This is a genomic window from Paenochrobactrum glaciei (assembly GCF_039522165.1).
Taxonomy (GTDB): Bacteria; Pseudomonadota; Alphaproteobacteria; order Rhizobiales; family Rhizobiaceae; genus Paenochrobactrum; species Paenochrobactrum glaciei.
The window spans coordinates 38312-61377 of sequence record NZ_BAAADE010000006.1 but is presented as its reverse complement, the minus strand read 5'-3'; the positions used below and the strand labels follow the sequence as shown (position 1 = coordinate 61377).

The following is a 23066-nucleotide window of genomic DNA, read 5'->3' as shown; positions in this document are numbered from 1 at the left end:
TTCTCAAATGGAAGAAACATATCGGATGAGAAGGCAGTATTGCCGGACAATTCGATATTCAAGTTGAGTGGCGGATAACACCTGTTGTTCAAGAGATATATCGCTGAATGCACCTTGGTGCGGGAGGGTATTTTGATAAGACAAAAAATAGTCGGCATGACCGCAGCAATGGCTGTTGGTTTTGGCCTTGCCGCCATAGCACCGGCTTCCGCAGCTGGTTTTACGGAAGAGCAAGCAATTGCTGGTAAAAAGGCCTATGATTCAAACTGTGCGCAGTGCCACGGTTTCAAGCTTGAAGGTCCGGATGCTCCAGGTCTCGTTGGTAAAGATATTATGGCCAACTGGGACACTGCTGGCGGTCTTTATGATTTCATCTCTGTTGCGATGCCGCCAGTGGCGCCAGGCAAGCTGGGTGAAGAAGCATATCTGAACATCGTTTCTTACATCATGTCGTATAATGGCGCACAGCCAGGCGATGAGCCAATGGTGTATGATGAAGATAAGCTGGCCGCTATCAGCCTCGTTGACGAAACTGCTGCAGGTCCTGCAGGCGGTGCCGTTGCTGATGCAGCACCAAGCGGTGACACAAATGTTCCGCAGGCATTCACATGGGGCACACAGCTTCCAGGTGGTCCAGAACCAGTTGCAAAAACTGCACCTGCCGGTTCTTCCGTGCCGCAAGCATTTACATGGGGCAAGGAACTTCCAACCGCTAACTAAGTTTTCGGTTAAAAGTTTCCTCTACCGTTATTTATCCTGACAGGAGAATTCCTTTGAAAATCAACCTGAGAACCTCGCTTCTTGCTGCCGGTACCATCTTGATGGCAATCACCGGTGCAGCGATTGCACAGGACGCACGTCCTTATAAGCCAGTAACAGACGAAATGCTGCTCAACCCACCAGCTGGTGAGTGGCTGCAGTGGCGCGGTACATACGACAACCACGGCTACAGCCCGCTTGACAAAATCAACAAAGATACAGTCAAGGACATGCAGCTTGCTTGGGCTTGGCCAATGGCTGAAGCTGGTATTCAGGAAACTGTTCCGCTTATCCATGATGGCATCATGTTCCTGCAGACCAGCAACGCTGTCGTTGAAGCACTCGATGCTAAAACAGGTGATCTGATCTGGCAGTACCGTCACGTTGCGACCGAAATTCCACAGGCATGGAGCTATCAGGCTAACCAGGCTCGTCGTCAGAAAAACTCTATTGCTCTGACCGGCGACAAGGTCGTTTTGACCACTCCTGATGCGAAAATCGTTGTGCTGAACGCAGCAGACGGTAAAGTCGTCTGGGAAAAAGAAGTTCTGGACGTGATGAAGGGTTACTCCTACACCGTCGGACCATTGATCGTTAAAGACAAAATCATCAGCGCGATCTCCGGTTGCTCGATTGCCGGTACTGCTGGCGGTTGCTACATCATGGCTCATGACCTGAACACAGGTGAAGAACTGTGGCGCTTCAACACCATTGATGATCCAAACAACCCAGAACAGCAGAAGAGCTGGGGCGTTGTTCCACCAGAAAACCGCTGGGGTGGTACACCTTGGGCAACCGGTTCTTATGACCCGCGCACCAACATGACCTTCTGGGGTGTTGGTATGCCTGGTCCTTATGCTGAGCTGATCCGTGGTTCGGGTGATGGCGATGTGCTTTACACTAACTCCACTGTTGCTCTTGATGTCGATACTGGTGAGCTGAAGTGGTACTTCCAGCATCTGCCACGCGACAACTGGGACTTGGATAGCCCGTTCGAACGCGTTCTGGTTGACCAGGAAATCGACGGCAAAATGCACCACATGCTGGTTTCGATCCCAGGTAAGAACGGTATTGCTTTCGCTCTCGATCGCGACACCGGTAAGTACCTCTGGTCAAAAGAAACCATCGTTCAGAACGTCGTTAAGTCAATCGACAAAGACGGTAAAGTTCATCTGGACGAAAGCCTGATCCCAAGTGCTGTTGGCGAAGGCGCAATGATCTGTGCTTCCGTTTCCGGTGGTAAATTGTGGCAGGCAGGCGCATACAGCCCGCTGACCAAATCCTTCTTCGTTCCAATGACCGAAGCTTGTAACACTGTAACTCCGACCCAGTCCGAGTTCTCAGCTGGTAACGCTGTTGGTTCTGTTAAGTTCGGCCCACGCGTTCTGCCGGAAGGCATCAAGGAAGCTGGTCTGATGCAGGCTCTGGACATCAACCCTAAGCAGGGTGAATCCAAGTGGCAGGCACGTAGCCGTCCTTCGATGACTTCTTCGGTTCTCGCAACCGGTGGCGGTCTGGTATTTGGTGGTGACGCAGCTCGTTACATCAAAGCTTGGGATCAGGTAACTGGTGAAGTTGTTTGGGAACAGCGTTTGAACGCGCCAATCGGTGGTTCGCCTGTAACCTACGAAATCGACGGTGAACAGTATCTGGTTGTTCCAACCGGTTACTCGAACGCTGCAAGCTCGATTTCTTCAGCATTCCCAGAAGTTCCACTGCCATCAGGTGCTGGTAACTCGATCTTCGTTTACAAGCTGCCAGCAGCTAAGTAATCGTAAAACGATCACATAAAAATGGAAAAGGGCTTCGGCCCTTTTCTTATTTGGATGATTTCAAATCAGGATTGAAAATATGCGCCAGTTGATCAAATCATTACGTAGCGGCATTAGCAGCCTTATGCTCGTAACCACGATGACGATACCGGTTTTAGCTCAAACCTCTGGCATTCCTGAAGAGTTGTTGAATAACAGCCGCCGCCAGAAAGGCGATAGCCTGATTTTTTGCAATGATGCAAACAGTCGTTTGCGCGATTTTGATCGCGATATTGCAAAAGCTATCGGTGACGCTCTGTTTCTCAAAGTTGATTTCAAAGAAGGTTTCGGCGGATTTCCGCTGAGTGGTGACGGCTTTTTGCAGGAATTGCAAATTGCGATGACCAATGATTGCGATGTGATGATGGGTATGTCAGTTCAGGAAGAATCTGCTTTTCCTGATTGGGCAGCTATGACACGCCCTTATGTATCTCTGCCTTATGTTATGGCTGTGATTGAGCCGGACTGGAAAAGTCTTGGCGATATTCCATTTGATCGCATGCTCGGTACATCCATGCAGAGCATGGGTGAGATGGTTTATATTACTTGGTCACAACAGCAGCCAGAAGCAAAACGTTGGGTTCGTCTGCCTTATGCGGATATGGATTTGATGGTCAAGCGCCTGAACGATGGCCGCTTGGGCGGCATCATGTTGTGGCAGCCAACTTATTCGCAGCTAAAGAAAAATAATCCGGAAGCTAAAGATTTACGTTTGGTGGATTTAAAGCCTGTGCCGAATGTTTACACCAAGGTTGGTGCTTTGGTTGATGCCCGTGACAGCTTCCTCAGAACAGAAGTTGATCAGGCGATTGAGGCGCTGGCCGCAGATGGCACGATTGGCAAGATCATGGAAAAATACGGTTATGAAGGCGTTGCTGGCGACAGCCACTAAGCAACACTTGATTAATCGCTTACAAAAAAACAGCTCCCTTGCGGGAGCTGTTTTTATTTATATCAAACGAAGCATTTTCAATAAATGGCTCGTATCCGGGAGCCACCCAAGAATTAGGATGATAATCATCAAACTTAAGCACAGTGGTTCGAATTTGATCAGTTTCGTATCACTTTTGGGCAGGATAATCCGCCATAGATTGCCGGCTAAAAAGCCCGGAAGCGGAATGAGGCTCAATAGTACCAGTCCTAACATCTGCTCCTGAATAACCTGCACGCTGTAAAGCACATAATAGCCGCTTGTGCGCGACAGTGCCTGATGAATATAGGGGCGTAAAATATCCAGCAGCGGAATTGTAATTAGCGCCACGACACTGCCGATTAAAATTATAAGCACAATACGCAGCATTTGTGATGCTTTGCCAGCAACCGAAAGACGGGTTGGTCTGATCCAGCCGTGACTGAATAAAACCGCCATAGCCAGCCCGCCATAGGAAATATTAGCAGCCGGATTGAGTGACAGATGCCCTTCACGCTGCGGACGTTTATCATCAAGCCATTTGGAAAGTACGGAAATCCAGGCGCCATAAAAAGCGGTGACGACAAGCATCATGAGAAGGCGGGTGACAAACTGATGCACAGTCAGCTCATTGAGAATATTCACGTAAATTCACCTGAATTTTTAAAATAGTTTGCCAGCCATAGCCTGCATTTTCAAATTTAGTGCTAGCTATAGCATGGCAAATCAAGGTTTTGAAATAGTACAAATTAAGTGCAAAAACTTATCCGGTATCGTTTCTTATACGGGTACGACAAAGCTCTGTTTAACTGTCTGGCTCAATACGTCCGTTTTAAGATTTTGCACACCTTCAATCTGGCTTAAAGATTCAGACTGGAAGCGCCTGTAATCTTCCAGATCAGCAGCAACCACCCGAATGATCACGTCATAATCACCAAGCATAAAATAGCATTCCTGCACTTGCGGCAGTTTTTTAATTTCTTCGGCAAAGTGTTTGAGGCTTTTTTCGTCTTGTTTGTCGAGTTTGATACGGGTGAAAAAGGTCAATCCTTTATTGACCTTAGCCGGATTGAGAACCGCTACATAACGATCAATAACACCTGCTTCTTCTAATAATTTGACACGGCGCAAACAAGGCGAAGGTGACAATCCCACCTCGCGCGCCAGATCATTATTTGCGATCCGGCCGTCTCTTTGCAGCACACGGAGAATCTTTTTATCAGTCTCATCCAAACGCATTGGCTATTAATTCCAATTATAAAATCTTAATTGCTATTATATGCCATAATGATATATTTTAAGTCAATAATAGCCATGAAATTGCTCTGATAATGAATTATCTTGCTACAAAAGTTCATTCATTCAGATAGTGTATCATGGATATTTCGCAGACCTATGTGCCGTCAAAAACCAAAGCGGCTTGGCGTTCAGAATTTTGGCGCGGTATGACAACTGGTGCGCCGGTACTGCTTGGTATCGTGCCATATGCTGTGGTATTGGGCGCTCAAGCGGCACAAAAGGGTTTAACCCTTGCAGAAGTGCCGTTGATGACAGGGCTTAATTTTGCCGGTGGTTCGGAATTTGCTGCCATTCAGCTCTGGACATCACCACCACATATTTTGCTGATTGTTGCGATCACTTTTCTGGTCAATAGCCGTCATTTATTGATGGGCGCTGCTTTGGCGCCTTTCATTAAACATTTGCCGAAACGTACCGCCTTTGGTGCGTTGTTTTTGATGTGTGACGAAAGCTGGGCGCTGGGTCTGGATGATGCACGCAAGCGTAAAGCGCAAGGTTTTATGACACCTTTTAGCCTGCCATTTTATATGGGTGTGGCGCTGCCTCTTTATGTGATGTGGGTTCTGTTTACATTGCTTGGCGCAGGCTTTGGCCCGATGATGGGTGACTTGCGTGTCTATGGGCTTGATATGGCGTTTCCGGCAGTCTTTCTGGTGCTGCTTGCCGGTATGTGGAAAGGCTTTGCGGCTGCGCGTCCATGGCTTGTCAGCCTTGTTGTTGCAGCAACATTTTATCTGACTGTGCCGGGCGCATGGTATGTGGCAGCTGGTGCGGTTTCCGGCTTGGTGGCAGCTTATTTTCTGGCAGAAAAAGAATGATTGATCCGATTGTTGCCGTTACCATTCTTCTGATGGCAGGTGTAACCTATCTTACCCGTATTGGTGGCTATGTGTTGCTGCGTAACCGCGTTTTGAGCAAACGTGCGACTGCGGTAATGGAAGCAGCACCCGGTTGCGTGCTGATTTCAGTGATCGCGCCGGATTTTGTCTCTAATAATCCGGCTGATCTCTTAGCATTGGCTATTACGATTTTTGCCGCTACCCGTTTTTCGATGTTGCCGACCGTTGTGATTGGCATTGCTTCGGCCGGTATCTGCCGCGCATTGATTGGCTGATTAATCTGGGGCACTTTTAAATGCCCCGGATATTTATAGACCCAAAGCCGCGCGGGATGTTTTACGCCCGCTTTCAATCAGATCACGGGTATATTGTTGCTGCGGATTGCTGAAGATATCTTCAACCGTTCCTTGTTCCACAATAAGGCCGCGACGCATGACAATCACGCGATTGCAAATCTCTTTAATCACCGCCAAATCATGTGAAATGAAGAGATAAGTCAGATCAAGATCACGGCGCAGCTCTTGCAAAAACTCCAGCACTTGCGCTTGCACCGACACATCAAGTGCTGATGTCGGCTCATCAAGGATCAGCAGTTTCGGATTAAGCGCCACTGCACGGGCAATGCAAATACGCTGCTTTTGACCGCCGGATAATTCATGCGGATAGCGATATTTGAAATTGCGCGGCAGTTGCACAATATCGAGTAATTTATCGATTTGCGCTTCAATTTCGTGGCGTTTCAGTTTTGATTGCAGACGCAATGGCTCACCAATCGCATCGGCGATATTGTGACGGCCATTCAGCGCTGAATGCGGGTTTTGAAACACCAGTTGCATATGGCGACGCATCAGCCGCATATCTTCCTGGCCGAGCTGACAGATGTTTTTATCATCAAAAAGCACGTCACCTGATGTTGGCTCAACAAGGCGCAAGATAAGGCGGGCGAGGGTTGATTTACCAGAGCCGGATTCGCCGACAATGCCAACGATTTCACCTTTATTGGCGTGAATACTCACGCCGCCGACAGCTGCAAACTCACCGCCATCTTTGAGCTTATAAATCTTCTTGAGATCACTGACTTGCAGGAGCGGTTTTTCGTCAGTTACGGTCGCGGTTTCAGTCGCCGCAACCGGATTGTTGATATCCGGCATCGCTGCCAGCAAACGCTTGGTATAGTCATTTTGCGGGTTGGTCAGGATGTCATTCGTCAAACCCTGCTCAACAATTTCGCCCTTATACATGACAGCGCAGCGTTTTGCGACAGTGGCAATGGCCCCCATATCATGGCTGATCATAATAACGGTGAGATTAAGCTTTTTAACCAGCTCATTGATGAGATCCAGCACTTGCGCCTGAACGGTCACATCAAGTGCTGTGGTTGGTTCATCGGCAATCAGCAAATCCGGCTTGCCGCAAAGTGCCATCGCAATCAGAATGCGTTGACGCATACCGCCGGAGAGCTGGTGCGGATAGCTGTTAAAGACGCGTTCAGGTTCAGGAATGCCAACCTGTCCGAGCAGTTCCAGTGTTGTGTCTTTACGTTGCTGCTTGCCGGATTGTACGCCGCCAGCCGCTTTTTCATGCGCCTTTATCACATCGCCGATTTGCTGGCCAACGGTGAAAAGCGGATTAAGATAGGTCATCGGATCCTGAAAGATCATGGAAATGCGGGTGCCGCGAATTTTGCGCCAGCCCTTATTATCCAGACCAATCAGATCAATATTATCGAAATACAAAGAGCCGTTTTTGACTTCGGAGCGCTTTGGTCCGATACCTAAAACTGTTCGCATCAGCACGGTTTTACCTGAGCCGCTTTCGCCTACAATACCAAGCGTGTCGCCACGATAAACATCCAGATTGATGTTTTTAAGAATTGGCAGTGAGCCGTCAAATGTTCCGATGTTCAGGCTGAAATCCTGAATTTTTAACAATAATTCACTCATCTTTCGCGGCTCCGCGGGTCGAGAATATCACGCAGGCCATCGCCCAGAAGATTAAAGCCCAGCACGGTCAGGAAAATGGCTGCACCCGGGAAGAAAGAATACCACCACCAGTCCGGCATATAGCTGCGGGCGATGGAAATCATTGCGCCCCATTCTGGTGACGGCGGGCGTGCGCCAAGGCCGATAAAGCCTAAGCCAGCAGCAGATAAAATCGCCATGCCCATATCCATACTCATTTTGACAATGATGGGTGAAAGGCAGTTGGGCAGAATATGGTGCCACAAAATCCATGGAGTTTTCGCACCGATTGAGCGAGCGGATTCCACAAATAATTCTTCTTTGACGGAAAGTGTTTTGGCTTCCACCAGACGCACATAACCAGGCCACCAGACAATCGCCAAAGCAATCAGACAATTGGTGAGGTTGGCACCAAGGGCTGCAACAATGGCCAAGGCGAGTGCGAGACCCGGCACTGCAAGAAAAAGCTCTGTGACGCGCATGATAACTGCGCGAACCAAACCGCCTTTGTAACCAGCAATAATACCAAGAGGGATGCCTATCAGTGCGCCAAGACCGGTGATAACAATACCGATCCAAAGGCTTGTGCGTGCGCCGATGATGACGCGCGAGAAAATATCTGCGCCCATTTCATCGGTGCCAAACCAGTGTTCAGCACTTGGCGGCAGCAGGCGCTGGCTCATATGCACTGCACCAGCTGCATCTTCAGGATAAGGCACCAGCCACTGGCCAAAAGCTGCCAGAAACAGGAAAATAAGAACAAGTGCCAAGCCAAGCATGGAGGAAAAGCTTGAGCGGAACATATGCGCATAGAGGCGCCATTGGCGGATCTGGCTTGCGTGTTTCTCACGAAAACTCAGTTTGTCTTCCGCCTGCGGTGAGGTGTTTACAGAAGGCGTATTCATCATGCTTTCCTCAAACGTGGATCGATCCATGCGTAAGCCAGATCAACAAGGGTGTTCGCTACTACGAAGAAGAAAGCGATAATCAGGGTGACACCGACAACCGGCTTGAAATCGGATGCGAGAGCGGAAGAAACCGCATAAAGACCAATGCCCGGCCAGTCGAAAACGGTTTCAACCAGAACGGTTGAACCAAGCATCCAGCCAAAGCGCAAACCGATCATGGCAAGGGTTGGCAGGAGTGCGTTTTTAAGCGCGTAGATAGCGATGATACGCTTTGATGAAATGCCATGTGCGCGCGCAGCAACGATATAATCAGATTGCAGCACTTCCACCATTTCTGCACGATTGACACGCAGGATCGAGGCAAGACATGGGAAGGACAGCACAAAGGCAGGCAGCAAAATATGTTTGAGCGCCACACCAAATGTTGCAAACTGACCGGCCAACAAACTATCGACCAGCAACATGCCGGTAATTGCTTCAGGCGGGCGGGTGACAAGCGGCAATTGCCCTGAGACCGGCAACCAGCCTAAATCAACGGCAAAGAGAAGCTGCAACAAAATACCAAACCAGAAGGCAGGCAAGGCCACGCCGGAAATGGAAAAAATACGGGTGATATGATCAAGCGGCCCGTCTTTATAGACGGCGGATAAAATCCCAAATGGCACGCCAATCAGCACACCAAACATCATCGCTACAAGAACAAGTTCTAGAGTTGCCGGTGCATAGCGCAGCAGTTCATCCATAACGGGACGTGTGGTGACGATAGACTGACCGAGATCACCTTTCATCAAACCGCCCATATAGACGACAAATTGCTCGGTCACCGGTTTATCAAGGCCGTATTCCACACGGATGGTTTCCACCATATCTTCCGTGGCATTGGGGCCGGCAACAAGACGTGCAGGATCACCGGGGGCAATATTCGTGATGACAAAAGTGAGCGCTGCCACACCTATCATCGTGAATATCAGTGTCATTATTTTTCGTAAGGTAAATGATAACATGGCATTTCCCGGTTGACCGGCAACAAACAGTAAACTGTCGATACCGTCGCGCGCGTGTAGTAAAATTACACACGATCTTTAACTTAACATATTGTTTTTATTTATTTTCATGGTGAAGCATTCAGCCTGCCTCACCATGAAAATAAGACCGATGCGGCTGCAGCCGATGGGGACGGTCACAGCCTTTATGCATCAGCTTTGACCGGTTTTATTGTTCTTTGATCCACAAAGGATAAAGGTCAACTTCACCGGTAAAATGCACAGGGCTAAACTTGAAGTCCTGCAAATAGCTCTGATGTGCCCAGCGACGATTTTGCAGCATACCAAACACTTCCGGCTGGTCTGCTACGATCTGGGTTTGCACTTCAGCATAAAGCTTGGCGCGTTCATCCCAGCTGGTGCTGGCGCGTGCCTGATCAATCTTCTTTGCCACATCCGGATTGTCATAGAATGACATCGCGTAATACTGACCCCAGCTATTTGGGTGATATTGATAGGCGACGGCATCCGGATCGGTGGAAATTGGTGTCGTGTAAACAGAGGTCATTGCCGGCGCTGTTTCTACCTTTGCACCATTGGCCACCATATTCGGCCATTGTTCCGGCTGGATCTCGACATTGATGTTGAGCTCTTTGAGGTTCTCCATCAAGACCAAACCAATGCGGCGGGCTTCTTCAAGACCGGCCACATGCACATAAGGCAGGGTGATGCCACCATCCGGATAGGCAGATTTTGCCAGATATTCTTTGGCCTTTGCCATGTCATGGCGCGGCATGCCTTCAACGGTGATATGGCCTTTCATAGCATCCGGCAGCGGGCTAGTTTCAAGCGAGGCATCGCCATTATAAATCTGCACCAGTGCATCATAATCCATCGCATAAGCAATGGCCTTACGCAGGTTAATATCGGCGGTTGGGCCTTTCTGCGTGTTGAACTTAATGCCGAAAGTGGTCATGCCTTTGTGGTTCTGAATAGTAATATTCGGAATACGCGCCACCTGAACATAATCGTCGGAGGTCAGACCTTCGGCAATATCCACTTCACCGCGCTGCAATGCTGCTTTTTGTGCGGCAGGTTCACGGATGATCTTGTAGATTACACCAGCAGGACGGTTTTCACCCTGCGGCCAGCCACGCCAGTAATCAGCGTTTGCCTTCAGTGAATAAAGAACATTCGGCTCCCAGCGATCCATCGTGAAGGGGCCGGAACCGGCTTCATTATCGGTCAGCCATTTCTGGCCGTAATCGCCATCCACTTCATTGGCTTTCACCTGATTTGGATTGACAATATACCACCATGGCAGGAAGGAAATGAATGGCGCATAAGGCGCATCAAGTTCAAATTTCACTGTATGGGCATCAACGACAGTGATGCCTTCCGGTTTCAGAAAATCTTTCAGCATCCATGCGATGCCCTTGTTGAGTTTTAAGCCGCGCTCGAATGAATAGCGCACAGCTTCCGCGTCAACCGGATCACCATTATGGAATTTTGCATTATCGGCGAGGTGGAATGTCCATGTTTTGCCGTCTTCACTGACATCCCAGCTTTTGGCAAGCCATGGTTTAATCTCCGCCGGGTCGCCTTCATATTTCAAAAGCGCGTCGTAGAAACCCTGCTGCACCATGCGGGTTGACCAGTCATAACGCACATGCGGATCAAGCACCGGAATAGCCTGTCGGCCGGCAAAAACGATGATGTTGCCATCTTCGGTACGTTCAAAAGCGCCTGCCGGTGTCAGCATAGCAGTAGAGGCTAAAAGCCCCGCAAAAACCGTAGATCGGATCAGTTTTCCTAACATCAGAACTCCCCTTTTATTCATGATTTTAAAAGCAACGAAACAGGCAATGCTCAGATCATCTGGCGGATGACACCGGAGACAATGCGGCGGGATAATAAAACAGGCGCTTTGCACGTTGTGCGGGCGCGTTCCAGCATTTCGCCGGAATAGCCCATGCAATGCATGATGACGAAACTGCAATCGCTGAGCTCGGCGGCTTTCTTTTCGATGTCGCCACCGGCATAGGGCGAGGCGGCAACCAGCTTGGTTTTGCCGGAGAAAATATGGCGCTCGTGGAAATCATCAATCTGGCGCTCAAGCGGCAGAATAACGCCCAACGTGCCGTCATCGGTGAGTGCGTTAACAGTTGCATCCACAATGCGCTGCGCTTCAACAACGAGGGTGTTTTTCAAAGGCGTGATATGCGTGCCGGTGCAAAGCAGCACAATCAGGTTGAAACCCTGATTGTCGATTGTTTGCAGGATCAGGTTAAGGCGCTCTTCGGTTAGTTTTTTGGATGTGACAATTTCATTGCCGCTTTTAAGGCGGGTGGCAAAAGAATGTTCGCCGTCCTGAGCATGAAGAGCGGTTAGTTCCGCATCATTCAAACCGTCCAGCACGCCAAATTCCTGACAAGTAACTTCTGTGTCTTTTAATCCGGCAGTAATATCGGCCATCATTTCCGGCACAATATCAATGCGTGGCGTTTGCCCGATTGTTACAAAAGCAATACGAAAAGCTTTCGCCATAATATCCTCACCCATTCACTGCCCATCCCTGAATAAGCAAGAGTAATGCGTGGGGAGATCATTTCTCTATAGGGTTATTCCCCTATATGGAGTTTTTTATGCAGAAAATTGCGCAGCGCAGTTTTTGAAAAAGAATCAGCGGCACGGCAAAATCAGCAGGAGCGACAGTAAAAGAGGTGGGTTTTAAGTGTGGCCGGATGTGATCACCAAGCGGATAAGCGCATTGGAAGAGGAGACTTCCATTTTGCTTAAAACATTGGAACGGTGGATTTCCACGGTCTTCGGGCTGATATCCAATTGGCGTGCAATTGCTTTATTGGAAAGCCCTTCGGCCACAAGTGACATAACCTGTCGTTCACGAGGGGTAAGGCGGGCAAGTTTTTCGGAAAATTCTGGCGTGACACCGGGCAGCACAATTGTCTGTGCTTGATAAAGCAAAAGCCTGATGGCACTGGAGACAATGCGGCGCGCCAAAATTACTGGCTTACCGCTGGCACGCGCTACAACTGCACGATCAGCCTCTGTATAAGCCACTGAATTTAAAACAATAATATCTGTTTCTGCCAGATCAATAAGCGCTGCTGCCAATTGGCTGCGATCATTGTCGCGGGCATGGCTTGCTACAATTTTATAATCAACCAGAGCCGGAATATCGAACTCCTGCAGCTGGCGCTCCAATGGCATGATAATGCCGACGGTTGAACCTTGTGCCGCCAGCGAAATAATCGCGGATTCTATGGCGCGCTGGGAATTAACGGTCGGGCAATTGCTGTCAAAATCGCGGAAAAGGCCGGTTGATAAAATCGCAACCAGATCATATTCACCGGGGCGGAATTCGGCGACGATCTTTGCCATTCTTTCACTGATTGCTGATTTGGAAAGCACAATATTGGAGCCGTCAGCAAGTCGTGTGACTATGCTGGCTTCATCATCCTTAACGGCAAATGCGGCAATTTCTGCGTCTGACAGATTGTCCAATGCACCGATTTCCAGTGTTTCCACCGGAACATCAAGGTTCTGCATCATCTCTTCTATCAGGTCTTCACGTGGCGATTGGCCAACGCTGACAAACATAATACGGCGCAGCATTTTCTCAGCCGGTTTATCGGAGCCGTTTTTAACGGATGGCACCAGATATTCTCCTCAAACTCCCGATTCCTTTACGGATCATCCTCGATTCTTGATCAATTCTACACCCTTATAGGGGCGGTTCCCTATAGGCACGCATTATCTTCGAAGGCTAGTGTTAAATATATTTTTCGGAGGGAAGCATGATCCGTGATTTTGACGAAACAGAAATTGATCCGCTGGCAACCGGCGCGTGGATCTTGGGAACTGGTGGCGGCGGCAGCCCTTATTTGGCACAGCTTAACCTCAAAAAACTTTATAAAGAGGGTAAGCGCTGCAAGCTGATTGATCCGGCGGCCCTTGATGATAATGATGCCGTGGCGGTTGTTTCCAAAATGGGTGCGCCTCTGGTTGGTCAGGAACGTCTGGTTGATCCGGCACATCTGGCACGCGCCATGCGTTTGATGGAAGATTATACCGGTCGCAAATTCCGCGCTGTGATGAGCGTTGAAATTGGTGGCGGTAACGCCTTGTCGCCTTTCTTGGCGGCAGCCCATCTTGATATTCCTGTGGTGGATGCCGATGCGATGGGACGCGCCTATCCGGAAGCACAGATGACCAGTTTTGCTATCGGTGATTTGTCGATGTATCCGCTGACATTGGTTGATTGCCGTGATAATGAAGCCATTGTTGCCAAAGCGGCATCATGGAAGTGGATGGAACGTATTTCGCGTAAAATCTGCACCGAAGTTGGCTCGACATCCGCAACCTGTAAGGCTCCGCGCACAGGCGGTGAAGTGAAAGACTGGGGTGTGCTTAACACTGTGACCAAGGCTGTGGCTTTGGGACGTGTTGTGGCAGACGCTCGTGCAAAACACGAAGATCCGGTGGCGGCAGTGCTTGCGCATGAAGGCGGCAAGATGCTGTTTAAGGGCAAGGTTTGCGATGTGGATCGCACCACCACCGGTGGTTTCTTGCGCGGTTCAGCCAAAATCGAAGGTCTGGATAATGACAAAGACTCCATCTTTGAATTGAGCTTCCAGAATGAATGGGCGGTTGCCTTCCGTGACAATCAGCCAATCGCAATGACACCGGATTTGATTTGCCTGCTCGACACTGTTTCGGGTGAAGCAATCGGCACAGAAACAGTGCGTTATGGCCAGCGCGTTACAGCCATTGCGCTGCCTGCACCTGATGTTTTATGCACGCCTAAGGGCTTGGAACATGTAGGCCCGCGTGCATTTGGCTATGACATTGACTTTAAATCGGTATTTGGATCATGAAGCGTATAGGTATTGACGTTGGCGGCACCAATACGGATGCTGTTCTCATCGATGGTGATAAAGTTATCTCCACCATCAAATTTCCAACCACTGCAGATGTGATGCATGGTGTGGTCAATGCGATCAATAAAGTGATGGCAGACCAGCCGACAGATGCAAAACCTGTTGATGCCGTGATGATCGGCACCACGCATTTTACCAATGCGGTTGTTGAACGCAGCCGTTTGGAGCGCGTTGCTGCCATTCGTATCGCCATGCCTGCCGGTGCTTCTTTGCCGCCGATGGTCGACTGGCCAGAAGAACTGCGCGATGAAGTTAATCCTTTATCCTTCATGGTTGAAGGTGGTCATGAATATGATGGCCGTCCGCTCGTGCCGTTGGATAAAAATGCCATTCGCGAGGCTGCGAAAAAAATCCGCGATGCGGGTATTACATCGGTTGGTATTACGGCACTTTTCTCACCTTTAACCACAGAATGTGAAGATGAAGCTGCGGAAATCGTCCGCTCTATCATTCCTGATGTGCGCGTTACCTGCTCCAACACGCTTGGCCGCATCGGCCTTCTGGAACGTGAAAACGTGACATTGCTGAATGCAGCTTTGCAAGGCCTTGGCCAGCGCACGGTTGACTCATTTGGCAAAGCGTTGGTCGAAGCCGGTATTTCGGCACCATTTTATCTGACCCAGAATGACGGCACCGTTGTTTTGGCGGAAGTGGCCGCGGCCAATCCGGTTTATAGCTTTGCGTCCGGCCCGACCAACTCCATGCGTGGCGCGGCATTCCTCACCGGCTTGAAAGAAGCCATGGTGATTGATGTGGGCGGTACGACGTCCGATGTTGGCTGCCTGATTAACGGTTTCCCGCGTGAAGCCAATAATGTGGTGGAAGTTGGCGGTGTGCGCACACTTTTCCGTATGCCGGATTTGCTGCCGTTTGCTTTGGGCGGCGGCACTATCATTAATACGGAAACCGGACAGGTGGGCCCGCGCAGTGTTGGTTATCGTATCACTGAAAAAGCCTTGGTCTTTGGTGGTGATGTGCTGACTGCTACCGATATCGCTGTTGCTGCGGGTCTGGTGGAAATTGGTGATCGTGACCGCGTCAAGCATCTTGATCAGAGTTTTGTTCAAACGACATTGAAGCGTATCAACACGATGGTTGAAGACAATGTCGACCGCATGAAAACCTCTGCTGAAAATGTCAATGTGATTGCCGTTGGTGGTGGTGCATTCCTGATCCCTGAAAAGATCAAGGGTGTGAGTGAAGTGCTGAATGTTGAGCATGCAGGCATTGCCAATGCGCTTGGCGCGGCGATGGCGCAGGTTTCCGGCGAAGTGGATCAGGTTTTCTCTGGCCTTAGCCGTGAGGAAGCGCTGGCTGCCGCAGAAAAAATGGCGCGTGATCGTGCGATTGAAGCAGGGGCTGCACCCGACAGCATCGATCTGCTGGATACGGAAGACATTCCGATTGCTTATTTGCCGGGTGATGCCCGTCGCGTACGCGTTAAAGTGGTTGGCAATATTACATTGTAAGAAGCCGAAATTAAAAAGCCCCCGTTTGGTGCGGGGGCTTTTTGTTTAAGCTGGAAATTGTGTTGCCAAAAACTGGCCTGCTTCTTCAGCAAGTTTAATCATGCCGGCTAGGGGATACTGGTTATCCATTTGGCGCAAATCGCGAATATGCTGGATGGCTGTTGCAACATCTTGAAATTGATCGCGATGGCGCCAGAAAAGATATATCGCCAATACGGTGAGTGAGCGAGAGCGACCGCCGCGACAATGCACCAGCACATTGCCATATTTATGCGTCGGATAATGCGGTTTGCCGGGGCTTTCCTGATTTAAAATACCATCAAGGGCAAAAACAGCGGCCAGCAGATGGGTGAGCGAATTACCGTGACCATCAATCAAGCCCACTTGTGTGCGGCGGATATGGGTGCCGTCGGCCAGCTGTAATGGTGTCAGATAAACATTGACCGCCACATTCATAGTCGAGGTGATATTTTCTTGTAAAAGCAGCGCAGCATCATTGGCAGTCACCTGATTGCCGATATAAAGCGTTGCATTCTGCGCACCTGTTTTTTCAAAAACCGGCACGATCATGGAGAAATTATCTTCTTCTTTTTCGCTCATTCCGGCGGGCGGCAATAAAGTAACAGGCATTTTCAACTCATTTCGTCTGTGGACATCAAGTATCATTCAGGCAGCGTCAATTCTTGCTCACAGCATAGACGCTCGCCTAAAATTGTGAACAGGTTTTCTGCTTTTTTAGGATCTACAAAAGCAGGCAAAACAAACCGTGCGCGGGTTTGATCGGCAATGGCAATCACATCACGCTGGCGCGGATGAACATTCCAAGCAAACCATTGTGCTGTGCCGTTTGTCAGCATGGTTTTGGCTGGTGTATTATCCGGCACATGGCCGGTGAAAATGAAATTGCCGTTCGCGCCAAACTCCGCCAACAGCTCCGCCGAATGGCCGCTTTCGGCATTGGCTTCAGTGGTGATGATAATATCAGTGGTGCTGAAAGCGCTGTTATAATCCTGCTGCTGCAAAAGCGCTTTGAGTACCGGTTTTTGTGTCACGTCATAAAGCGTTTCATTTTCCAGCAATTGTTCGATTTCGGCGTAAATGCTTTTGCCAAGACGCGGGATATGACCACGGGCTAAAAAGGCCAGCGCCATTTCAGGCCCGCGTCCATGGGATGGCACACAAAGGACGGCACCGTCTTCGCAAGCATCATAAATTTTGCTGAACTGATCTTCTAAAGCCTCATCACGATCACCATAAGATGCATCGGTCAGCAATGTGTCGGCAACAGGTGGCATGTCAAAGGGAAGAAGATTGGATTCAACACTCCAATCCCCTGTATAGGTGACGCCACCATGATCGCTAAAATGCACCCAGATGCCACCGGGGGAATGGCCGCAGCGTCCGGTTTGTGCTGTCAGACCTTCAATCAGACACGCGCCTTGATCGGGTAGAAAGCGACGATCCGCTTCTGCTACCGGTGCATCGCCTAAAAAGCTCCATGTGGTGCGGGTTGCATAGACCGGCGGATTGCCGATTTGCGGACGTAAATGTAAAGCAGCGGCGTGATCCATATGGGCATGGGATAGTACGATACAATCTACATCACCAACATGGGCTAAATCTGGGTAGATGCCCGGTTCGGGTCCTTCACCTAAATCCAGCATGATGCGTTTGCCATCCATTTCAAGCACGAAACAGGCAGGCATTTTGCCGCTAAGGCCGCTGACATTGATTAGTTTTGCCATGGAAGCGCACCTTTTGGCAGTTTATGCGAGAAGAGAGAAATGAACGCCATCAGCAGGAAGATGATCATGACGATCAGGCAACCAACCGCTGCGGCCAAAGCTGATGAGCCGCCTTCTTCCAGGAATACAATCATCGGGCCGATGGTGCGGGTTGAAGAAGAAACCAGCAGGATAGAAACCTGAATTTCATTGAGCGCACTCATGAAAACCAGAATGCCGCCTGCCATCAATGCCGGTGCCACTAAGGGCGCGATAATGGTGCGCATACGGGTAAGAAAACCAGCGCCAGCCACCCGCGCGGCTTCATCCATTGAGCGGTCAACCTGTGCAAATCCGCTTAATGCAGGGCGCAGGCAAAGCGCCAGAAAGTTGGAAATATAGGCGGCGAAAATAATCCAGACCGAACCATAAATGCTGACATTGAGGATTGGGATGGGTTTGAGGAAAAACAGGATCATCGCGACACCCAGAATGATGCCGGGCAAGGCATAGGTCAGTTCGCTTGCGACTTGCAAAAGCCGTGACAGCAAGCCTTTTTGCCAGCTGAGGAAATAGGCCAAAAACAGGGACAAGGCCATAATGATGACAGAAGAGGCGAGGGTCAGATTGAAACTGGTAATGAAAGCATTACGGATGGCTTCTTGTGCAAAGAGCGCCTGACGGTAATTTTCAAAGGTAAGGTTGGTGAAATTTAATTCCTGTCCGACACCGCGCACCAGGGATGATGCGATAAGCGCAGAAATCGGCAGCACCAAAGTGATGAGATGAAAAGCCCAGGCACTGATTTCAACCGGATATTTCCATTTGCCCAGATCCCAAACCATGTTTTGCCCAAGGCCGGACACACGCACATCACTGCGATTGGCAAGCCAGCTGTTTAAAATCAGGCATAGGCTGGCAATAATGGTGAGAAAGAGTGCAAGCACAGCCATTTCCGATAAGGCTGTCGGGCCATAGGAGTTTAATCTTTGATAGATAATGGTAATCAGCGTTGGAAATCTGGCCGGAATACCAAGCATTGCCTGAATACCGAAATTGCCGATGGCCGAAACAAAGGCCAGAGCTGCACCTGCCAGCAAACCGGTGCGTGATAATGGCAGCACGACACTGAGCATAGTCGCCCAAGGTTTTGCACCTGATGCACGTGCAGCCTCCAGCAAATCTGCCGGAATACGGCGCAAGGTGGCGCGCAATGTCAAATAAACCAATGGTGCATTATAAAGACCAAGCAGAATGATAATGCCGGTTGATGAATAAAGCGGATGTTTGGTGCCACCGCTAAAGGTAAAAGGCAGATAAGATAAAAGCGGGCTGGTAGGGGAGAGTGCCTGCACCCAAGCCAATGCTGTCACTTGTGGCGGGATCATCAATGGCAGCACAAAGGCAAAAATCCACGCCTGCTTCCAACGCATCTTAGTGAAAATCGTTAGGAAACCCGCAGCAGAACCAATGATCAAGGCCAACAGGGTCGAGAAAATTGAAATATAAAGCGTATTGAGTGTGGCGGTGAAAATTTGTTTTTTCGCCAATACACTATAAACCCAGCTCAGACTGAGTTTGCCTTCCGGCATCAGTGCTGTCATGGCAAGACGAGCAACCGGTGCGATGGAAAGGCTCGCAATCAGCAGGGTCAACAGAGCGAGAATAACCCACTCGGTTCTGAAAGAGAGCGTCGCTAAGCGACGCTCCAGATTTAAAGACAAATATTTCACGTAAACTGCTTATCCGCCGAAGATTTCAGTGAAAGTTTCACGGGTCTGTTTGTCGGAAGCAACGGCTTCATCGCTGTCCATTGGCAGAAGTTTAATGTCTTCCAAACGCGGGAAGCCTTCCGGTGATGGCAGCGATTTGTCGATCGACATATTGCCCTGCTTGATCACCAGTTCCTGACCCTGCTTGGAAAGCACGAAGTCAACAAACTTCTTGGCAGCATCGGCGTTTTTAGTGTTCTTCATGATCGCTACAGGCTCGGTGATGAAGCTCACACCTTCTGTCGGGAAAATGATGTCGAGTGGCGAGCCGCTTGCCTTGGCGCGGATAACATCAGCATCAGCGATGATGCCGTATTTTGCCATGCCGTTGGCAACGGCCTTCAAGGCCGGACCATTGCCGCCTTCAGGGTGAATGTCGAGCTTGGCGAGGCCTTTGTAGAAATCCCAGCCGATCGTATCGACATTTTTAACCGCATGCAGATGGTTGAGTGCAGCACCTGAATAAAGCGGGCTTGGCACGGCAATCTGACCGGTATTTTTTTCGTCCAAAAGCTGGTTCCAAGAGGTCACGGCTTCGGCATTTTTGGTGTTGTAAGCAATCGCAGTGGTGATCACTTTGGTACCAAAGAAGGTCATGTCTTTGTCGTAAGTTGCTTTGTCGAAATCACCGACAGGTGCTTCCGGGTAAGCAAGCAAACGATCATCTTTTTTCAGGGCACCAAGATTGATGGTGTCAGCGACAAGCAGCAGATCCGGCTTGATAGCACCGGCTTCGATTTCAGCCTGCAAAATATTCATCAGCTGGCTGGTGCCGTTGCGCATCCATTCCACTTTGATGTCAGGATATTGTGCCTGAAACGCATCAACGGTCTGCTGAGCAATTTCAGGAGACTGCGATGTGTAAAGCTGCAATGTGGTTGCATTGGCAGCGGTTGAGATGAGAAGCGCGGCAGTAAGAGCAGTTATAAGACGCATGAGATCAGCCTTTTTGACTATAGGGTTTATGCTTGGGAGGCAGGGATAAGCCAGGCATCATCAATAAGCAGCGAGATGGTCTGACCGGTTTGAAGATCGGTTAGTTGATCGGCATAAAAGGCAAGCTTGACACCGGGAAAGCGGATGGCTTCCGCTTCCATGCGGTAATGGCTGCCGCGAAACACTTTGCGGGTGATTTTTACGCGGATATGGCCTTGGTTTTCCGGTGCTGGTTTGAGATTTTCCGGATGCATGGCAATCACGCCGGATGAGCGTGCTTGTTCATCTTTGTGGCAGCGCACTTCCACGTCAAAGCCTTCGATTTTGACGGTTGCTTTGCCATTATGAACCGCACTGACATGGCCGGTATTGAGTGTAAAACCATCGCCGATAAATTCGGCAACCATGGTGTTGCGCGGCTCGTTATAAAGCTCATGCGGTGTCGAAAACTGCATGATGGTGCCTTTATCCATCACCGCGACACGATCAGCGAGCGCCATGGCTTCAGCCTGATCATGGGTGATATAAAAAAGCGAAGCACCGGTGGAGCGATGGAATTTGGAAAACTCGTCTTCCATTGCGGAGCGTAAATTAACGTCCAGATTAGCCAGCGGCTCATCCAGCAAAACAAGATTGTTGCCCTGCGCCAGACAACGGGCAAGCGCTACACGCTGACGCTGACCGCCGGAAAGATCGGCAGGTTTGCGATGGGCATAAGAGAGCATCTCAACCGTTTTGAGCGCGGCATCAACGCGTTGTGTGCGTTCAGTTGTCGGAACTTTTCGCACTTTCAGGCTGTAGCCGACATTTTCAGCCACATTCATATGGGGCCAGAGCGCGTAATTTTGAAAGACAATGCCAAGATTACGATCTTCAGGGGCAACGAATTTTTTATCCGAGGTGACAACATTGCCATCAATATGAATAGTGCCGCTATCAGGTTGTTCAAAACCGGCAATCATCCGCAGCAAAGTTGTTTTACCGCAGCCGGACGGGCCAAGCACGGCAACAAATTCGCCATCACCAATGGCCAGACAAATATTGGAAAGTACCGGAGCACCGCCATAGGACTTGTGTAGGTTCTGGATTACGATCTCGGACATTCAGCTTGTCATTTCACCTGCATCAAAACATCAAGTCTGCACTCGTGTGCGACAGCGCCTTAATCGCGTATATTTATGACAAGCAGATAACGGTGACTGTGAATGGCAAAAATATTTAAATTTTACTGGCAAAAAACAGAAAAAATAATGTTAGAACGGTAAGTGAAACAGATGTATTCAGGGTGAGGCGATGAGCGATAAGATATTGATTTGGTTGCGCAATGATTTGCGCCTCAATGATAATCCCGCGCTTTTGGCTGCGATGAAATCCGGCACAGATGTGTGTGCAATTTTTATCCATGAAGTGGGTGAAGGTGCACGAAAAATGGGTTCTGCTTCGCGCTGGTGGTGTGAAAACAGTTTAAAAAACCTTCAAACTACCTTGGCCGCCCATAAGATTCCTCTAATGATTGAAGAGGGCAATGCGGCTGATATTTTAAATCACTATGCCAAGCAGCAAGGTTTTGACAAAATATATTGGAACCGGCGTTATCTGCCTTATGAGCGCGACTATGACGCGCGGATTAAAGCCGATTTTCAAAAAGCGGGCATTGAGGCCATATCTTTTCACGGCAATCTATTGCTAGAACCTTGGCAGGTCAGACCTGCGGGCGAAAATCCTTATAAAGTTTTTGGCGCTTATGAACGTGCGGTGCGCAAAATACTCGGTACGACCGGTTTTGCTGAAACGGGGCGTGAAATTGAACTTTCGCTCTCATCATTGCCCAACCAAAGCAGAAGTGAAGATTTCTGGGCGCAGAAATTTGAACTTTTATGGGACATTGGCGAAGGGGCTGCACAGCAAAAACTGGATGATTTTTTAAACGACAATTTGCAAACCTATAAGCAGGATCGTGACCGGCCGGACAAGCAAGGCACATCGCTTTTATCACCGCATTTGCGTTTTGGCGAAATCAGCCCAAGGCAGATTTGGCAAAAAGCCGCTTTTATCAGCGATATGAATGATGCCTTGGCGGAAGGCGCACAAAAGCTGATGTCGGAATTATTATGGCGTGATTTCCATTATTATCAGGCGTTTTATTTGCCTGATATTGCCCGTTTCGATATGCGCGATACATTGCAAAATCTGCAATGGCAAAATGACGATGCGCTTATCAAGCGCTGGCAAAAGGGGCAAACAGGTTTCCCTATCATTGATGCAGGGATGCGTGAATTATGGGCAACCGGTTATATGCATAATCGTGTGCGTATGCTGGTGGCATCATTCCTGACCAAAAACCTGATGGTGGATTGGCGCATTGGCGAGGCATGGTTTTGGGACACATTGCTTGATGCTGACGCTGCCAGCAATCCGGGCAACTGGCAGTGGGTGGCAGGCTGTGGTTTTGATGCAGCGCCTTATTTTCGGGTGTTCAATCCGGTTTTGCAAGGCCAGCGTTTTGATGCGCAAGGGCACTATGTGCGCCAATGGGTGCCGGAACTGGCTTCTATGCCTGATCGCTGGATCCATCAGCCATCAGATGCACCGCAAGCAGTTTTGGCTGAGGCAGGTGTGGTGTTAGGGCAAACCTATCCGCTGGCTATGGTCAATTTGAAAGCCACACAAGCCGCCTTCAAACAAGCAATGAAGAAGGATTTTGATCAGCCGGATTTATTTTAATCCGGCTGAT

Annotated in this window: 21 protein-coding genes; 8 read left to right on the top strand and 13 right to left on the bottom strand. The window is 49.5% G+C overall.

Going from position 1 to position 23066, the window contains the following annotated elements; genetic code table 11:
* The first annotated feature begins 132 nt into the window (after nucleotides 1-132).
* The 3 genes from ABDZ76_RS13505 (at nucleotide 133) to ABDZ76_RS13495 (ending at nucleotide 3462) form a co-directional block, all read left to right on the top strand.
* Nucleotides 133-720, top strand: coding sequence for a c-type cytochrome (locus tag ABDZ76_RS13505; protein ID WP_343806388.1), 588 nt, complete (start codon nucleotides 133-135; stop codon nucleotides 718-720).
* A 53-nt stretch (nucleotides 721-773) separates the two neighbouring features.
* On the top strand, nucleotides 774-2531 hold the full coding sequence (locus tag ABDZ76_RS13500; RefSeq protein WP_343806386.1) for a pyrroloquinoline quinone-dependent dehydrogenase: 1758 nt from the start codon (nucleotides 774-776) through the stop codon (nucleotides 2529-2531).
* Nucleotides 2532-2610: 79 nt separating this feature from the next.
* Complete coding sequence (locus ABDZ76_RS13495; protein ID WP_343806384.1) at nucleotides 2611-3462, top strand: substrate-binding periplasmic protein; 852 nt, start codon at nucleotides 2611-2613, stop codon at nucleotides 3460-3462.
* Between the two features lie 57 nt (nucleotides 3463-3519).
* On the opposite strand, the gene ABDZ76_RS13490 is transcribed toward ABDZ76_RS13495, so the two are convergent.
* A complete protein-coding gene (locus ABDZ76_RS13490) occupies nucleotides 3520-4125 on the bottom strand; it encodes a hypothetical protein (protein ID WP_343806382.1) in 606 nt (201 codons plus the stop codon).
* 135 nt (nucleotides 4126-4260) lie between these two features.
* On the bottom strand, nucleotides 4261-4719 hold the full coding sequence (locus tag ABDZ76_RS13485) for an Lrp/AsnC family transcriptional regulator (RefSeq protein ID WP_184223918.1): 459 nt from the start codon (nucleotides 4717-4719) through the stop codon (nucleotides 4261-4263).
* Nucleotides 4720-4856: 137 nt separating this feature from the next.
* On the opposite strand from ABDZ76_RS13485, the gene ABDZ76_RS13480 reads away from it, so the two are divergent.
* Nucleotides 4857-5597 carry an AzlC family ABC transporter permease gene (locus ABDZ76_RS13480; protein ID WP_343806378.1) on the top strand — a complete coding sequence of 247 codons (741 nt, stop codon included), beginning with the start codon at nucleotides 4857-4859 and terminating at the stop codon, nucleotides 5595-5597.
* Nucleotides 5594-5893, top strand: a complete 300-nt coding sequence (locus tag ABDZ76_RS13475; RefSeq protein ID WP_343806376.1) for an AzlD family protein — start codon at nucleotides 5594-5596, stop codon at nucleotides 5891-5893. Before ABDZ76_RS13480 ends, ABDZ76_RS13475 begins: the two co-directional genes overlap by 4 nt.
* 33 nt (nucleotides 5894-5926) lie before the next feature.
* On the opposite strand, the gene ABDZ76_RS13470 is transcribed toward ABDZ76_RS13475, so the two are convergent.
* From ABDZ76_RS13470 to ABDZ76_RS13445, 6 genes are all read right to left on the bottom strand, one after another.
* Nucleotides 5927-7561, bottom strand: coding sequence for a dipeptide ABC transporter ATP-binding protein (locus ABDZ76_RS13470; RefSeq protein ID WP_343806374.1), 1635 nt, complete (start codon nucleotides 7559-7561; stop codon nucleotides 5927-5929).
* Nucleotides 7558-8487, bottom strand: coding sequence for an ABC transporter permease (locus ABDZ76_RS13465; RefSeq protein WP_343806372.1), 930 nt, complete (start codon nucleotides 8485-8487; stop codon nucleotides 7558-7560). The genes ABDZ76_RS13470 and ABDZ76_RS13465 overlap by 4 nt, the downstream gene beginning before the upstream one ends.
* The gene (locus ABDZ76_RS13460) at nucleotides 8484-9491 is read right to left on the bottom strand and encodes an ABC transporter permease (RefSeq protein ID WP_343806370.1); all 1008 of its coding nucleotides are present in this window, start codon (nucleotides 9489-9491) and stop codon (nucleotides 8484-8486) included. Before ABDZ76_RS13460 ends, ABDZ76_RS13465 begins: the two co-directional genes overlap by 4 nt.
* 208 nt (nucleotides 9492-9699) lie before the next feature.
* Nucleotides 9700-11289: an ABC transporter substrate-binding protein gene (locus tag ABDZ76_RS13455; protein ID WP_343806368.1), complete on the bottom strand. Its 1590-nt coding sequence runs from the start codon at nucleotides 11287-11289 to the stop codon at nucleotides 9700-9702.
* Nucleotides 11290-11339: 50 nt separating this feature from the next.
* Complete coding sequence (locus ABDZ76_RS13450) at nucleotides 11340-12032, bottom strand: AroM family protein (protein WP_343806366.1); 693 nt, start codon at nucleotides 12030-12032, stop codon at nucleotides 11340-11342.
* A gap of 168 nt (nucleotides 12033-12200) precedes the next feature.
* Nucleotides 12201-13148 (bottom strand): AroM family protein, encoded by a 948-nt coding sequence (locus ABDZ76_RS13445; protein ID WP_343806364.1) that lies wholly within the window; start codon nucleotides 13146-13148, stop codon nucleotides 12201-12203.
* A gap of 140 nt (nucleotides 13149-13288) precedes the next feature.
* Between ABDZ76_RS13445 and ABDZ76_RS13440 the strand changes: the two genes are divergently transcribed.
* Nucleotides 13289-14368 (top strand): S-methyl thiohydantoin desulfurase family protein, encoded by a 1080-nt coding sequence (locus ABDZ76_RS13440; protein ID WP_343806362.1) that lies wholly within the window; start codon nucleotides 13289-13291, stop codon nucleotides 14366-14368.
* Entirely contained in the window at nucleotides 14365-15900 is a 1536-nt protein-coding gene (locus ABDZ76_RS13435) for a hydantoinase/oxoprolinase N-terminal domain-containing protein (RefSeq protein WP_343806360.1), read from the top strand. The genes ABDZ76_RS13440 and ABDZ76_RS13435 overlap by 4 nt, the downstream gene beginning before the upstream one ends.
* A gap of 45 nt (nucleotides 15901-15945) precedes the next feature.
* On the opposite strand, the gene ABDZ76_RS13430 is transcribed toward ABDZ76_RS13435, so the two are convergent.
* Genes ABDZ76_RS13430 through ABDZ76_RS13410 form a run of 5 tightly spaced genes read right to left on the bottom strand, consistent with a single transcriptional unit; the run spans nucleotide 15946 to nucleotide 21435 of the window.
* Nucleotides 15946-16530 (bottom strand): dual specificity protein phosphatase family protein, encoded by a 585-nt coding sequence (locus ABDZ76_RS13430; protein WP_343806357.1) that lies wholly within the window; start codon nucleotides 16528-16530, stop codon nucleotides 15946-15948.
* A 32-nt stretch (nucleotides 16531-16562) separates the two neighbouring features.
* On the bottom strand, nucleotides 16563-17645 hold the full coding sequence (locus tag ABDZ76_RS13425) for an MBL fold metallo-hydrolase (protein WP_343806355.1): 1083 nt from the start codon (nucleotides 17643-17645) through the stop codon (nucleotides 16563-16565).
* The gene (locus ABDZ76_RS13420; protein ID WP_343806353.1) at nucleotides 17633-19357 is read right to left on the bottom strand and encodes an ABC transporter permease; all 1725 of its coding nucleotides are present in this window, start codon (nucleotides 19355-19357) and stop codon (nucleotides 17633-17635) included. The genes ABDZ76_RS13425 and ABDZ76_RS13420 overlap by 13 nt, the downstream gene beginning before the upstream one ends.
* 9 nt (nucleotides 19358-19366) lie before the next feature.
* Nucleotides 19367-20332 (bottom strand): ABC transporter substrate-binding protein, encoded by a 966-nt coding sequence (locus tag ABDZ76_RS13415; protein WP_343806351.1) that lies wholly within the window; start codon nucleotides 20330-20332, stop codon nucleotides 19367-19369.
* Between the two features lie 26 nt (nucleotides 20333-20358).
* Nucleotides 20359-21435, bottom strand: coding sequence for an ABC transporter ATP-binding protein (locus tag ABDZ76_RS13410; protein ID WP_343806349.1), 1077 nt, complete (start codon nucleotides 21433-21435; stop codon nucleotides 20359-20361).
* 190 nt (nucleotides 21436-21625) lie between these two features.
* Between ABDZ76_RS13410 and ABDZ76_RS13405 the strand changes: the two genes are divergently transcribed.
* Nucleotides 21626-23056, top strand: a complete 1431-nt coding sequence (locus ABDZ76_RS13405) for a cryptochrome/photolyase family protein (protein WP_343806347.1) — start codon at nucleotides 21626-21628, stop codon at nucleotides 23054-23056.
* Nucleotides 23057-23066 lie beyond the last annotated feature (10 nt).